Source organism: Nannocystis sp. RBIL2 (assembly GCF_026626745.1).
GTDB lineage: Bacteria > Myxococcota_A > Polyangia > Nannocystales > Nannocystaceae > Nannocystis.
On sequence record NZ_JAPNJW010000001.1, the window covers coordinates 6,134,825 to 6,149,662 of the forward strand.

Consider the following 14,838-nt stretch of genomic DNA (forward strand, 5'->3'; position numbering starts at 1 on the left):
GGGGCTCTGCACCGGGCGCGCCATTTCGCACGAGGTAGTGCATACCATCCCCGGGAGTCCACATGCTCGGCCGGTCGCCCCGCGCAAGGCGCCATGCGGTGAATGGGCGCTCCCGCGGACCTCGCGGCGAGCAGCGTGACGGCGAGCTCTGCGACCGCGGCGCGAGCCGCCGGCCTCCGCCACTCGTGCGGGCGCGGCTTCGTCGACGCCGGCGCGTGAACTCGCGCGAGCCGCCGGCATCGAGGGAAAGTCATAGTCGGCGCTTCGCGAAGCGCCACCCTGCGCCGTCCGCGAAGCGCCCCACTGCCCCCCATGTCGCATCGAGCGAGCCCCTCACGGGTGCGCGATCACGAGGACCGCCCGCGCCCGGTTCAGCACGCAGCGCAGGGCTTGCTGCAAGGTGGCGGGGTCGAGGGCCGCGAAGCTCTCGTCGAGGACCACCAGGTCGACCCCCTGCAGCAGCGCGCGGGCGATGAACAGGCGGCTGCGCTCGCCGTGCGACAGCTGCCAACCCGTCTCTCCGACCATCTGCTGCAGGCCGCTGGGCATGCGCTCCAGCAGGTCGCCGAGGCCGAGCTCGCGGCAGACTGCGTCAGCCTCGGCGAGCTGGGCCTGGGTGGGCGGCCAGCCGCGGCCCATGAGCAGGTTGAAGGCGAGCGGCGCCGTGATCACGTGGTTCTCGTGGAACTGCGGCGCGGCGGCGATCCGCCGGCGCCAGCCGACCAGGCCGAGAGTCGGGCGGTCGAGGCCGGCGAGCAGGACGAGGCCGCTGGTGGGCTCGCGCAGGCCGGCCACCAGCGCCCCGAGGGTCGACTTGCCGCCGCCGGAGCCGCCCTCGAGCAGGAGGCGGTCGCCGGCGGCGATGGCGAGGTCGACGTCGCGCAGGACCGGCCGCTCGCGCCCCGGGTAGCGGAAGCCGAGGCCGCGGGCCACGACGATCAGCTGTCCTTCGGGTACTGGCGGAAAGGACAGCATCAGGCCATGCGCGCCGGCGTCGGCGGTCTCGGCGGCGCGCAGCATCGGCAGCGCCTGGCGCACCGCGACGCCGCAGCCGAGCAGGGCGGTGGCGCCGACGACGAAGGTCGAGAGGCCGCGCTGGGCCAGCAGCACCCCGCCGATGGCCGCGGCGACGGTGGCGGCCGGAGCCGTGCCGGTGACGAAGGCGGGCAGCAGGGCGGCCAGGCCGAGCACCAGCCAGCCGCGCGGCAGCAGGGCGACCAGCAGCGACTCGCTGCGGTTCAGCTGCGCCTCGCGGGCGAGCACGCGGACGAGGCGAGCGTCGTCGTCGTCGTGCCAGCGCTCGGGCGCCTCCTGGGCGAGGCGCGTGCGGTGGCCGACCATGGCCTCGACGAGGTGATGCGTGAGCTCGCCGCGCGCATCGGTCCAGGCGGCGAGGTGGCGGCCGGTGCGGCGCACGAGGACGACGCTGAGCGCGGCCCAGCCGGCCAGCAGGGCGAGGTGCAGCGCGGGCGCGGGGCCGAGCGAGAGGATCGGCACGGCCGCGGCGAACTCGAGCACGGCCACGAGCGAGACCAGGCCGCCGCGCAGGCCGAGCGACTCGACTGCGGCGGTCTCGAGCACGCGCCCGAGCAGCAGGCCCGCGCCCTCGCGCCGCGTGAGGTCGCCGGGCAGCGCCAGCGCGCCGACCAGCAGCCGGCGCTTCAGCAGCGCGCCGGCCCGCTGGAGGATGTCGCCGGCGATCGCCGCCTGTCCCATGCGACATGGCACGATGGACAGGAGCAGGAGCAGCCACGCCTGCGACCAACCGGCGTCGGTGCGGCCGGCGAACACGAGGTCGCCGATGAGCGCCCAGGCGGCGATCATCAACAGGAGCTCGGCGGCGTGCAGACCGGCGAGCGCGGCGGTGCGGCGCACGAGGCCCTCGGCGCGCAGCAGGCGGAGCAGCGGGGCTGCCGGCGAGGGCCGCAGGACGAAGGCCCGGCCGACCCGCAGGACGCCGAGGCGCTCGCGCAGCAGCAGCTCGACGGCCCGCTCGCGCCGCGGCCCCGATGGGATGCCCGTGCGATCGACCAGGGCCTCGGCGCGGCCGCGCAGGGGGGCGAGGACGGGCTCGCAGACGAGGCGGCGGACTTCCGCCATCGCGACGCGGCGCGGGCGGAGGTCGGGGGCGAGGAGCACGAGGTGGCGCCGACCGCCGCGCAGCAGGAGCAGCAAGCCGCGCCCGCCCTCGCCGACGCGCAGGACCGCGGGCGCCGCCGCCCGCAGGAGGTCGTCGATGCCGGCGATGTCGCTGTCGACGGCCTCCGCCTCGAGGCCCAGCCCCGCGGCGGCGCCCGCGAGCCAGCGCTCGATCGATGCGTCGTCCGGATCGGCGAGCACGGCCGGCCCGGGGGCGCCCAGCTCGCGCAGGCTCGGCTGCAGGCCGGACTGCACTGCCAGCGCGGTGAGGGCCTCGCCAGCGCGCTCCAGCGGCCATGCGAGCGCGTCTAACACGTGTCCTCCGAGACATGATCATGAGGACATGTCCATAGGGACATCCAATGGGGAATCGCGCGCGAGGCCAGGTCTGCGACGACGAGTCGCACGCGAGATGCTGCGGAGCGAGGTGTCCCCGGGGACATGTCCGAAGCGAGGCGCGTCGCCGAGGGTAGGCGCGTCATATTTAAAAAGACTCCTCGGCGCGGAGCTGGCCGCCGTCGAGTCGGAGCTTGCGCCAGCGCGAGTCGCTCCAGCCCTCGGCGCGCAGCTCGGCCTCGGCGCGCAGCAGGGCCGCGTATTGAGAATCTGGCCGATCGGCCAGGTCCTTCGGAGAACCTTCCTCGACCAGGCGGCCGCCGTCGATCACCAGCACGCGGTCGAAGCCGAGGGCGGCGTCGATGTCGTGGGTGACGCACAGCAGGGTGCTGCCGCGCCAGTGTTCGCGCGCGCGGGTCAGCAGGGCCGCGCGCGCGTGGCGGTCGAGGCCGCGGAACGGCTCGTCGAGGAGGACGAGGCGCGGCTCGCCGCGCAGGAGGGCGCGGCCGAGGCGGACGCGCTGACCCTCGCCGCCGGACACGAGGCCGCCTCCCTCGCCGAGGATCGACTGCAGGCCGTCAGGAAGCCGCTCGAGCACGGGGCTGAGGTCGGCGAGCTCGAGCGCCTGTGGTAGCTGGTGGTGCTGAGGGTCGCCGCCGTAGTGCAGATTCTTTAAAAGAGACTCGTTCCATAGCTGCACGGCCGGGTCGACCCATGCGGTGACGCGGCGCAGGGCGGCCAGGGCGGGCTCGTCGAGCGGTTTGCCGTCGACCGCGAGGCGACCGCTCGCCGGCCGGTGCCAGCCGAGCAGCAGGCCGAGCAGGCTCGACTTGCCGGCCCCCGAGGCGCCCACCACCGCCACGTGCTCGCCGGGCTCGATCCGTAGATCGAGCTCCTGCAAGATCGGGTGACCACCGGCGACCGCGCTGACCTGCTCGAACGTCAGCGCGACGCCGCCGCTGCCCGGCCACGGCTCGGTGTGGGCCGCGAGATCGGCGGCGTCGGCCGCCAGGTGGAGCGGCTCCAGCAGACGCAGCGCGGCGGCCCGCAGCGCGGGGATCTCGAACGCCGCGGCTGCGACCTGGTCGCCGATCGCCGGCAGCGACAGCGCCCAGTAGAGCAGCAGCAGCGCGCCGGCCGGCTCGGGGTGGCGGGTGACGTAGGTGCCCCAAAGGACAGCCGCGAGGATCATCCCCAGCGCGGCGCTGAGGCCGACTGCGACGACCTGCACGCGGAACAGCGACCGCTGGGCGCGCGACCACTCGACGAGCAAAGCCTCGTGCTCGCGCAGCAGTGAGCGCTCGGCGGCGTGGGTGCGGATCGCGGTGAGGCCGAGCAGGGCGTCGAGGTAGAAGCGGCCGAGCGCGCCGCCGTGGCTGCGGACCTTGAGGTCGCGCTCCGTCATCAATGGCTGCAGCGCCAGCGGCAGCGCCAGCACGAGGACCGCGGTGAGGACGATCCACGGCGCGCCGCCGGGGTCGAGCCAGATCAGCGCGAGCGCGGTGAAGATCAGCTCGAAGCCGCCGCGCAAGAGGCGAGCGGCGACCTCGGGCAGGTGCCGAAGGACATGTCCTCGGTGACATCTCTCGGCCATGTCGGAGATCGGTCGGCTGGCGAGGTAGCGGTCGCCGAGGCGCGGGACCTGGGTCAGGAAGGCGACGCGCAGGCGGGCGCTGAGGCGGCGGCCGACCCGACGCACGCCGGCGGCGAGCGGGAGCTCGAGCGCGAGGACGGCGACGAAGAAGGCGAGGATCGCCGCGGCCGCGCCGAGCCGCTGCTCGCCGACGCCGATCCGCTCGCCGACGTCGAGCAGCGCGCGCAGCACCAGCGCCTCGGCGACGACCACCGCGGCGGCGGTGACGAGGCCGACCGTGAGCACCGCCGGGAGCGCGAGGCCGTCGGCGCGCACCAGCGCGAACAGCTGGCGCAGCGGCGAGATCTGCGGCTCCGTGAGGGCGGCGACCAGGTCGGGCGAGAGTGTACTTTGGGACAGGTCGTGAGGATGCAGGGCCGGCGCGTCGGGCCGCACGCCGCGGACCCGCACGAGCACTGCGCCGCGCAGCAGGGCGGTGTCTTCGTCGTCCGGACTCGGCGCGGCGGTGAAGAACTGCTCGGGCAGGACGGCGTACAGCGCGTCGCCGCCGAGGCCCTCGCTGGCCTCGAGCAGGCGGGCGACGAAGCGCTCGGCCTCGCCGCCGCGCGCGAGGGCGCCGGCGCGGGCGAGCGACTCGGCGAGGCGGACTGCGGCGTCGAGGCGCGCGAGGCCGAGGATGCCGGGGTCACCCGCGCCGGCGGCGAGCCAGGCCTCGACGCGGGCGCGGGCGAGCTTCAGCGCGCGGGCGCGGGTCCGCAGCGGGCCGGTGAACTCGTCGCTGCCGAGCCACTCGCGCAGGTCCTCGGCCGGGACCGGCATGCGGTGGACGAACAGCTCGCGCTGCAGCTGCTCGCGCGGGACGAAGCGGCGGCCGACGGCGGGGTCCATGATCTGGACCAGGCCGGCGAAGCACGACCACACGACGACGAAGTGGGTCAGGCCGCCCGGCGAGAGCACGACGGCGATCGCCGGCAGCGCCGCGGACTCGGCGACGAACACGTGGTCGGGCGGGCACATGATCTGTTCGGCCTCGAGGCCGAGCTGGACCGCGACGTCCTCCATGGTGTCGATCGAGGTGCCGTCGACGTCGGTCTGACAGGCCTCGCGCAGGCGGCCGTAGCTGACCGCGAGGCCGTGGCTGTCGAGCAGGCACTTGAGCGTGGCCGGGCCACAGTCCATGGCCGAGCTCTGGATGACCTCGGCGACGAGGCGACGGCGACGCGGCAGCGTGGCGGTCATGGGGCGAGCGCCTGGCCGATCGTGCGCAGGAGCAGGGCGGCGGGCGAGACGGACTCGACCTCGATCTCGAGCACGCCGGTGAGGCCGTGCTCGGCGGGGATCTTGCTGCCTGTCCCCGCGGACACGTCAGATGTCTGTTCGGACATGTCGCACTCGACGCGGACGAGGCCGTCCTCGGCCTCGCTGGCGACCGCCGCGACGCGGCCGTGGAGGCTGCCGAACTCGGTCCACGGGAAGCCGTCGAGGCGCATGCGCGCGGGCTGGCCGGGGCGGATCCGTCCGACCCCGGCGGGGGTGAAGCGGCCGACGATCCGCAGCGGGTCGTCGGGGATCACGACCGCGACCACGGCCCCGCGCGCGAGCACGGCCCCGGCCTGCAGCGGCACCACCCCGCCGAGCCGGCCGGCGATCGGCGCGCGCAGCGAGTGTTGATCGATCTGGTGGTCGAGCGTCGCCAGCGCCGCGATCTTCGCCGCCAGCACGCGCTGCAGCTCGGCCTCCTCGCGGCTGGTGCGGGCGAGATCGATGCGCATCGTCGCCAGCCGCTCGCCGAGCTCGGCCCGGGTGCGCGCGACCTGCAGGCGGCGGATCGTCGCCACCGCGGCGCTGCCCCGCTCGCGCGCCTGCAGCAGCTCGGCGGCCTCGCTCGACTCGACGCCGAGTCCGCGCAGGCTCTCGCTGCGCTCGGACATGGTGCGGGCAAAAGCAGCGGCGATCTGGGCCTCCTGGGCGCTGGCGCTGGCCTCGCTCTGGCGCGTGCGACCGCCGGCCTCGAAGGCCTCGATCGCGGCCGCCAGCGCGGCGTGCTCGCCGGCCAAAGCGCCGAGCTCGGTGAGCAGGCCCTGGCGCTCGGCGTCGACCTCGGCGCGCGCGAGCTGCAGGCCGCGACTGTCGAGCTCGAGCAAGAGCTCGCCAGCGGCGACGCGACGGCCGAGGGCGAGGCTGGCCGAAAGGACACGTCCGTCGACGACCGGGGCGAGCGGCACGGCGGCCCGCGCGACCTCGAGGCGCGCCTGTTCGCTGGTGGCGATCAGGCTGACCCGCGCGAGCACCAGCCACACCGCCCAGGCCGCGAGGAAGCCGACGGCGAGCGCGACGCCGAGGGCGGTGCCGCGAGCGCTCTCGGCCCCCAGAGCCCGCAACGAGCGCGAGAAGGCGATCGGCACGCCCCGTGGGTACCGCAATCGCTGCGAGGGGTAAAGCCGGCCGCACGCGCGCGCGGCCGCGCGATCACGAAGACGCCGACGACACGAGTGCGAAGCTGCCGCGGACCGCGGAGCGAGGTGCGTGCGCCGGCACCTGCACTGCGGACGCGGAGGCCGACGTGCACGCGAGCGCGCGATCACGGCATATGCACGGGCGCGTCCACGGGCTCGATGCGCAGACCGAGGCTGGTGCGAATGCTGGCCGGGCCGTGTAGACGCAACGAGTGGCGCCCGGCCGCGAGCGCGACGGTGCGCGGCGGTTCGTCGACGGCGACGCCCACTCCCTCACCGCCGCAGATCGAGCACGGCTGCACGCTGACGCGGCCGCGGGGATCGTCGCCGAGGACGGTGACGACGTAGTCGCCGTCGGCGGGGACGTCCACGGTGTAGAAGACCACGGCGCTGTCGCGCGAATAGGGGCCGACTGTGTCGTCCTGATCGCAGCCGATCGATCGATGGTGCTGTAGGCGTGGGCCGCTCCATTCGAGCTCGGGAGCGGCGCACTCGAGCAGCTTGGCGTCGCCACCCTGGCGAGTGCAATTGGCCATGCTGAATTCGAACGCGGCGATGCTGTCGTCGAGCGAGACGCCGAACTCCTCGCGGAACAGCTCGTCGACGCCGCGCGCCGTCTCGAGCGGACCGACGGCGGAGTAAAGGCGCAGGTAGGCGTCGAGCCCGTGACGGCGGACGAGGTAGGTCGTGAAGGCGCCGGCGGTGGAGTAACCGCCGGCGCGGGCGAGCTGCACGCCCGTGATCAAGCCGACGAGGTCGCGGATGGGCAGGAAGCTGCGCCTCCCTGCCTCGGGAGCGGCGTCCCCGAGGCCCTCGAAGGCCTCCGCGAGGCCTTCGGAGAACAGCGGCAACGGGTCGCCGAGCGCCGCGGCGACGTTGTGCACGATCTCGTGGTTCAGAGGGGCGTACGGGTTGTAGCTGTTGCCCCCGGACGCGCAGGCGGTCGCCTCGACCGGGCAGAGGTGGCGCTCGTGGATCTCGTCGGCGTCGAGCAAGTAGAAGGTGAAGCGCTCGTCGGCGGTCGGTGGCGCGAGCGAGAACGCGGCCGACAGCGCGGCCACGAAGGCGTCCATGTGCGCGACCGTGCCGCCGCACAGCTCGTATCCGGGGTCGGCGGCGATGACGACGTGCGCGCCGTGATGGGTCGGCTCGGGCAGGTCGAAGCAGGCCGCGAAGACCAGCGCGAGGATGGGTGCGCGGCGAGAGATCGTCATGGCGCGCGCCTCAGGATGGTGGCGCCCCGGTCGTCGACGAGGACGATGTCGAGCTCGCCGTCGCCGTCGACGTCGGCGGTCTGTATTTGCCGCACGTCCGCGACGTCGAGGTCGTGGTGTTCGAACCCGAAGCTGCCGTCGCTGCGGCTGCGGCCGAGGTGCAGGCGCGTGGTCTCGGAGGAATAGGGAGCGGGAGCGGCGGCGAGCAGCTCGGGGCGGCCGTCGCGGTCGAGGTCGGCGATCTCGTAGGCGTCGACGTCCTCGAGAAGGACGCGCGGGGCACGACCGCCGTCGGCGATCCACAAGAGCGAGCCCTGGACGCCGCCCATGATCAGCTCGACGGCGCCGTCACGGTCGAGATCGGCGAACCGGAGCGGCGGGGGATCGATGCTCGGGGTCGAGACGTGACTCCATCGACGGGGCGGCCCGAAGCTGACGTCGCCCTGTCCGGGAAGGACGTAGACGCCCTCGCTGCCGCTGGGGCCGATGGCGGTGATGATCAGGTCGGCTCGGCCGTCGCGGTCCACGTCGGCGAGGGTGACGTCTTCGACGGCGAACTGGTCGTCGATCGAGAGCTGTTCGAGCGCGTCGAAGCGCCCCTGGCCGCGACCCCGGGCCAGGAAGCCGCGCAGCGTGCCGAAGGTGGTGGTGAGGTTCAGGACGTCGAGCTCGTGGTCGCCGTCGAGGTCGGCCACGAACAGCCGCGAGGCGAGCTCCTGGAAGGTGACCCCGAGCTGCGTGTGCTGGCTCAGGCCCTCGAGGCCCACGCTGGCGAGCTCGATCGCGCCGAAGTCCCCCCGCGTGGCGGTCCACAACAGTTGAGCGCGGCCGTCGCGATCGAAGTCGGCCAGCAGTGCGTCCTGGACCTGCGGCCCCTCCTCCCGACCGCTCCAGAGCCGAGTGAGCGGACCGAAGCCGCCGCGCTCGTCGGCCGCCGCGACCGCGAGCGAGCCGCCCAGCGCGAGCAGCTCCGCAGCGCCGTCGCCGTCGACGTCGCCGAAGCGCAGTCGTGGCTTGTTGTCGAAGCGCAGGTGCTCGGTCTCGAGGAGCGAGAGTCCGAGCTCCGCCCTGAACACTGCGGTGCGCTGGTAGGTGGAGAACACGAGCTCGGGCGGGCCGGCTCCGTCGAGCTCCGCGAGGAGCAGCGCGCCGCCAAAACCCTTGACGATCCGCGAGCCCGAGGCGACGTACGACTGCCCCGAGCGGCGCAGCGGCGTCAGACGCACGACGGCCTGCTCGTTGTAGGGGAAGACCGCCGAGATCAAGATCTCGAGCTCGCCGTCGCCGTCGAGATCGAGGAGCGCGACGTCCCTGCAGCTCGCGCTGCTCAGCGGGACCGGCTCGGCGGGCGCGGGCGCGAGGACGTCGTGCGCGAGGAAGACCCCGGCGCGCGAGCAGAAGACGGCGTCGAGCCGGCCGTCGCGGTCGAGGTCGGCGAACGCGGGATCGTCGGGGTAGTGCTCGCCCAAGTCGAGCGCGCGGACCGGGCCGTGACCGTCCTCGACGAGGAAGAACGAGCCGTAGCGCCCGAGCAGGAGGTCGGGGGCGGCGTCGCCGTCGCCGTCGATCACGGAGAGCGAGTCGGGCGGAGGGTCGAGGTCGAGCGTCGTGGCGAGGGCGCGGGTCAGCGCGCCGGCGGCGTCGCTGCGGTAGACCTCGATACGGCCGCCGCCGTCGGCGCCGACGAGCGCGACGACCTCGGCGACTCCGTCGACGTCGATGTCGGCGAGCACGGCGTCGACGAGATCGTCGAACGCAGTGACGATGGCCTCGCCCAACTGGCCGGACGGCTCCTGAGGCACCATGTAGAGCGTGCTCTTGTCGCGAAAGAATAGGTCGCCCAGGCCGTCGCCGGTAAGATCGCCGGCCTGGACGCGGTCGGGGTCGCCGGCGCCGACGTGGACCCGCTGCTCGACGTCACCGCGTCGCAGGCGGAATTCGCCAGAGGCGGTCTCCACCAGATCGCGCACCAGCAGCTCGTCGACGCCGTCGCCGTCGAGGTCGACGGGCCAGATGTCGAGCGCGCCGGGATCCTCGCGCTCGGAGGTGAAAATCAGACCTGTCCCGAGATTCAGAAAGGAGAGCGCGCCGCCGCCACCGACGAAGAGGTCGCCGTCGGCGGCCAGCGAGCGCGCGTCGGTCGCCAGCACGCCAGGGACGGCCGCGCCGGTGCGCGGGTCGAGGCGCTCGACGGTGGATGTCGTCGGGGACAGGACCCCGAGGACAGGTAAGGAGTCGGTCGGACGGGTGACGACGAGGCCCTCGGGCAGCGACACGGTGGGCCAGGCCTCGCGATTGCTGAACTCGCCGGCGCCGGCGTTCATCAGCACGCTGACGGTGTCGTCGAGGCTGTCGGCGGTGGCGAGGTCGAGGCGCGCGTCGCCGTCGAAGTCGGCGGCGACGAGGGCGTAGGGCGCGGCGCCGACGGGGAGCAGGGCGGCGGGCTGCAGCGCGCCGCGACCGTCGCCGTGGAGCAGCTGCACGGCGTCCGCGTCGGCCAGGGCGACCGCGACGTCGACATCACCGTCGCCGTCGAGGTCGCCGGCCGCGAGCGCGCGCGGGCCGGGGCCCACGACCAGCGGCGGCGCGGCGACGAGCCGATGCAGCACGGTGACGGTGCCGTCGACGAGGTCGGCGGTGACGAGCTCGGGCGGGCCTTTGCCGTCGAGCTCCGCGGCGATCAAGGCGCGCGGGACCGCGCCGGCGGCGAAGCGCTCCGGTTCGGCGAAGGAGCGGCCGCCTCGGCCGCGCACGACCGCGACCGCGTCGGCGCGCGGGAGCGCAGTGGCGAGGTCGAGGTGACCGTCGTCGTCGAGGTCGGCGACGACGATGCCCGCGACCTCCTGGTCGATCGACCAGGTCGTTGCACTGCCAGCGAAGCCGGCGTCGCCGCCCCACAGGACGGTGAGGGTGCCGGCGGGGCCGCTGGCGCCGACGAGGTCGCGCACGCCGTCGCCGTCGACGTCGACGATCGTGAGCGCGTCAGGGGCGACGCCGACCTGCACGCGTGAGACGTCGGCGATCGAGAGGCAGAGCGAACCATCGCAGGGGACGGGCGTGAAGCAGCCGGCTGGCACCAGGACTGCCGCGAGCGTGCACGCGAGGCGAGGGAGGGTCACCGAAGATCCGGAGCGGAGATAGTAATCAAACGGCGCAGCGGTGGCCACAATTTGGACGCTTGTCCGGGAATTCATGAGCGCGCGGGACGCCAGATGACACGCCTGGGGGCGGTGCGATAGCGTGGTCACAGATGAAGGGCGTCGTGTTCACCGAGTTCCTCGAGATGGTCGAGTCCCGGTTCTCGGAGGAGATGGTCGAAGAATTGCTCGGCAGCTGCGATCTGGCGTCAGGCGGGGCCTACACGTCGATCGGCACCTACGACCACCGCGAGCTGGTCGCGCTCGTCGGCGCGCTGTCCGAAAAGACAGGTACTCCGGCGAGCGCGCTGGTCCACGAGTTCGGGCGCCATTTGCTGCGCCGCTTCACCGCCGGCTTCCCCGTCTTCTTCACGGCCGCGCGCGACACGTTCGGGTTTCTGGGGCGGGTCGAGGGCTACGTCCACACCGAGGTGCGCAAGCTGTACGAGGACGCGGAGCTGCCGACGTTCGAGTGCTCGCCGGTCGTGGATGGCCGTATGGACATGGTCTATAAGTCAGGTCGCGGGTTCGCCGACCTGGCGCACGGGCTGATCGAGGCCACCGCGGAGCACTACGGCGACGCGATCGCGGTCGACGTCGAGGATCTGTCGGGCGGCGCGCGGACGCACGTGCGTTTTCGGCTGCGCAAGCTACAACCACCGGAGTGAGCGAGAGGGCCGTGGACGAGCTGGAGATCTTCCGCCGCCGCTACGACCGGGAGCGCCGGGCCCGCAAGGAGGCCGAGGTCTTCGCCGAGACGAAGACGCGCGAGCTCTACGAGACCAATCAAGCGCTGCAGCGGCTGGCAGCGACGCTGCAGGAGCAAGTGGCCGAGCGCACCGCCGAGCTGCGCCGGATCGCCGAGGAGGCGATCGCGGCCAGCGAGGCCAAGTCGCTGTTCGTCGGCGCGGTCAGCCACGAGCTGCGCACGCCGCTGAACGCGATCATCGGCTACGGCGAGCTGCTCGCCGAGGAGCTGACGGAGTTCGCGGGCGCCGGCGAGCTGGTGAGCGAGGCCGACAAGATCGTGCAGGCGGCCCGCCACCTGCACGCGCTGGTCAACGACCTGCTCGACCTGCAGAAGGTCGAGGCGGGCAAGCTGGTGCTGACGTTCTCCGACGTCGACGTCGAGGGCGTGGTCACCGAGGTCACCGACGCGCTGGGGGCGAAGCTGCAGGACGGGGCCAACGCGCTGCGCGTGACGGTCGAGCCCGGGGCCCGAAGGCTGCGCACCGACGAGCTGCGCCTGCGCCAGGTGCTCTACAATTTGCTCAGCAACGCGGCCAAGTTCACCCGCGAGGGCACGGTGGCGGTCCGCGCCCGCCCGGCGCTCCGCTCGGGCCGCCGCGGGATCGTGTTCGAGGTCGAGGACACCGGCGCCGGGATGACGCCGGAACAGCTGGGGCGACTCTTCACGCCCTACGTGCAGGTCGACGAGGTGCTGGCCCGCCGCCACGGCGGCACGGGGCTCGGGCTCGCGCTCACGCGCCGACTGTGCCAGCTGCTCGGCGGCGAGATCGCGGTCGAGAGCGAATCCGGTCGGGGCTCGTGCTTCCGCGTGTTCTTGCCCGCCGCCGTTTGATCGCCCGAGCGGGCGCGTGTGCGTGTCGGAGGTGCGCGCGAGCGGATGTGGGTGCGCGGGTCGTGGGGCGGCGAAACGCTGGGTCGAGCGCGGCTGGAGCGGTGATGCGTCGGCGGCTTCAGCCGAGCGGCGAAACGCCATGTCACGCGAGCTCGGGGTGGTGATGCGTCGGCTTCAGCCGGGGCGACGGACCGCGGGAAGCGGCGCTTCGGCGGCGACAGGGTGGGGTGCGTCGATCCGGGCCAGGCGATCGAAGCGCCACTGCTGCACGGTTCGCAGGGCGCCGCGGACCAGCACCGCGATCACGAACAAGAAGGGCACGCCGAGGAAGATCAGTGTCATGATCGAGCCGGACATGTGCTTCATATGCGATCAGCGTGGGGCCCGAATCGCCGCGGTCAACGGTCTGCAAGGCCGTATTCGCGGGCGATGGACGGCGGCGATGCTGTTCGTGGGTGCGTGTGGCTCACGGCCGCCGGTCGTCGCTCCCGACGCGGAGTCAGCGGCCTCGTGCTCGAGATCGAGGGCGACGGCCGCGTCACTCGGTGCTCGCACAGCGTGTTGACCGATCCATCCGCGACTGTGCTGATCGACTGTGGGGCGAGCGAGCGGCGATACTTGGGACAGGCAGCGAGGCCTGCGGCGCCGCGAGCACGTGCTCGTGACGTCGATCCATTCGCGACTGTGACGCTTGACTGCGGTGATGACGTGGACGGGCCGCGAGGCTCGCGGCATCGCGAGCACGGGTGAGTACGACGCGAGGTTTGTGATCAGGCCTCCGGCAGGCCGTCGACGACGTGCTGGATCTGCGCGGCCATGCACGACGCCAGCGCGGTGTCCGGACCGCCCGTGAAGGCGCGCATCGGCAGCGCCTGGCGGAACAGCCAGGTGCCGGAGATGATGGCCAGGAGCAGGGATGCGCGGGCCTCGGCGCGCGGCGGGCCGAGCCAGCGGGCCAGCGGCTGGATCACGCGCGCGGCCAGCAGCTCGGTGGCGAGGTCGCACACCTCCGGCTCGCCGGCGGCGTGGAGCAGGATCGACAGGGTGTCGGCCTCGCGCACCGGTTTGCTGAAGAAGTAACGGGCGATGTGTCGGCCGACTGTGGCGCGGTCGGGGCCGAGGAACGGGCCGAGGCCGATGTCGGACTCGATGGCGGCGATGAAGAGGTCGCGCTTCGAGCCGAAGTAGCGGACCACCAGCGCGGGGGTGATGCCGGCGGCGGCGGCGATCTCTCGCATGCCCGCGTTGGCGTAGCCGCGCGTGGCGAACAGGACGCGCGCGGCGTGGAGGATCTCCGACCGGGTCTGCTCGGCGTCGCGGGGGCGCGGCGGGGCGGCGGGACGGGGGCGGGTCGGGCTCTTGCGCTGGGCCATCGGTGTTTTTTGTAAACGCCTGTTGACTTCTAGCACGGGCGGTCCAAGCTTGCCCGCAAGTAAACGTTCGTTTACCGAAACCGAGGAGAAGCAGGCGATGAGCGGCTGGGGCACGAAGGACATCCCACGACTGGACGGCAAGACCGCGGTAGTCACGGGCGCGAACAGCGGGATCGGCTATTACACGGCGCTGGAGCTGGCGCGCGCAGGAGCGCAGGTGGTGATCGGCTGCCGCGACGCGGGCCGCGGCGAGGAGGCGTTGAAGGGTCTGCGACAGCAGTCGGGGGGCGCGGTCGAGCTGGTGCCGCTCGACCTGTCGTCGCTGGCGTCGGTGCGGTCGTTCGCGGACGAGGTGCGGCGGCGGCACCCGAGCCTCGACGTGCTGGTCAACAACGCGGGGATCATGGCGCTGCCACGGCGCGAGACCACGGCCGACGGGTTCGAGAAGCAGTTCGGCACCAATCACCTCGGGCACTTCGCGCTGACGGGGCTGCTCCTGCCGGCGCTGCGGGCCAGCGCGGCGCCGCGGGTGGTGACCGTCAGCAGCGCGGTGGCCTGGCCGGCGCGGCTCGATCTCGACGACCTGCAGAGCGAGCGGCACTACACGCCGATGGGCACCTACGGGCGCTCGAAGCTGGCCAACCTGCTGTTCATGCTCGAGCTGCAGCGGCGGGCCGGCGGGACGGGCCTGCGCAGCGTGGCGGCTCACCCGGGCGGGGCATCGACGGGGCTGCAGAAGCACGCGTTCGCCCGCAGCATCAAGTGGTTCGGGCAGCCGGCGCAGGCGGGGGCGCTGCCGTCGCTGCGCGCGGCCACTGCCCCGGACGTGCAGGGCGGCGATTACTACGGGCCGTGGCTCTTCCTCATGCGCGGCGCCCCGATCCACGCGTGGATCCCCCCGCAAGCCCGCGACGAGCAGACCGCGGCGCGGCTGTGGCAGCGCTCGGAGGAGCTGACGGGGGTGAAATTCGACCTGTCCTGACGGACAGGCAGCAAGGAGCGCGGCG

Annotated in this window: 10 protein-coding genes; 3 read left to right on the forward strand and 7 right to left on the reverse strand. The window is 73.3% G+C overall.

Annotated elements, in window-relative coordinates; all coding sequences use genetic code 11:
• Window positions 1-333 precede the first annotated feature (333 nt).
• The 5 genes from OV090_RS50870 to OV090_RS24490 all read right to left on the reverse strand — a co-directional run bounded on the left by OV090_RS50870 (window position 334) and on the right by OV090_RS24490 (window position 10,858).
• Window positions 334-2,454, reverse strand: a complete 2,121-nt coding sequence (locus tag OV090_RS50870; protein ID WP_267706787.1) for an ABC transporter ATP-binding protein — start codon at window positions 2,452-2,454, stop codon at window positions 334-336.
• Between the two features lie 169 nt (window positions 2,455-2,623).
• Entirely contained in the window at window positions 2,624-5,308 is a 2,685-nt protein-coding gene (locus OV090_RS24475; RefSeq protein ID WP_267706789.1) for an ATP-binding cassette domain-containing protein, read from the reverse strand.
• Complete coding sequence (locus OV090_RS50875) at window positions 5,305-6,474, reverse strand: HlyD family efflux transporter periplasmic adaptor subunit (protein WP_267706791.1); 1,170 nt, start codon at window positions 6,472-6,474, stop codon at window positions 5,305-5,307. Before OV090_RS50875 ends, OV090_RS24475 begins: the two co-directional genes overlap by 4 nt.
• A 176-nt stretch (window positions 6,475-6,650) precedes the next feature.
• A complete protein-coding gene (locus OV090_RS24485) occupies window positions 6,651-7,739 on the reverse strand; it encodes a hypothetical protein (RefSeq protein WP_267706793.1) in 1,089 nt (362 codons plus the stop codon).
• Window positions 7,736-10,858 (reverse strand): VCBS repeat-containing protein, encoded by a 3,123-nt coding sequence (locus OV090_RS24490; RefSeq protein WP_267706795.1) that lies wholly within the window; start codon window positions 10,856-10,858, stop codon window positions 7,736-7,738. The genes OV090_RS24485 and OV090_RS24490 overlap by 4 nt, the downstream gene beginning before the upstream one ends.
• Before the next feature lie 131 nt (window positions 10,859-10,989).
• Between OV090_RS24490 and OV090_RS24495 the strand changes: the two genes are divergently transcribed.
• Together OV090_RS24495 and OV090_RS24500 are read left to right on the forward strand one after the other, a co-directional pair.
• Window positions 10,990-11,544 (forward strand): heme NO-binding domain-containing protein, encoded by a 555-nt coding sequence (locus tag OV090_RS24495; RefSeq protein WP_267706797.1) that lies wholly within the window; start codon window positions 10,990-10,992, stop codon window positions 11,542-11,544.
• A complete protein-coding gene (locus tag OV090_RS24500) occupies window positions 11,541-12,458 on the forward strand; it encodes an ATP-binding protein (protein ID WP_267706799.1) in 918 nt (305 codons plus the stop codon). The genes OV090_RS24495 and OV090_RS24500 overlap by 4 nt, the downstream gene beginning before the upstream one ends.
• 174 nt (window positions 12,459-12,632) lie before the next feature.
• Here OV090_RS24500 and OV090_RS24505 read toward each other — a convergent pair whose 3' ends face one another.
• The gene (locus tag OV090_RS24505) at window positions 12,633-12,815 is read right to left on the reverse strand and encodes a hypothetical protein (protein ID WP_267706801.1); all 183 of its coding nucleotides are present in this window, start codon (window positions 12,813-12,815) and stop codon (window positions 12,633-12,635) included.
• A gap of 413 nt (window positions 12,816-13,228) precedes the next feature.
• On the reverse strand, window positions 13,229-13,831 hold the full coding sequence (locus OV090_RS24510; RefSeq protein WP_267706803.1) for a TetR/AcrR family transcriptional regulator: 603 nt from the start codon (window positions 13,829-13,831) through the stop codon (window positions 13,229-13,231).
• Window positions 13,832-13,928: 97 nt separating this feature from the next.
• Between OV090_RS24510 and OV090_RS24515 the strand changes: the two genes are divergently transcribed.
• The gene (locus OV090_RS24515; protein WP_267706805.1) at window positions 13,929-14,813 is read left to right on the forward strand and encodes an oxidoreductase; all 885 of its coding nucleotides are present in this window, start codon (window positions 13,929-13,931) and stop codon (window positions 14,811-14,813) included.
• Window positions 14,814-14,838 lie beyond the last annotated feature (25 nt).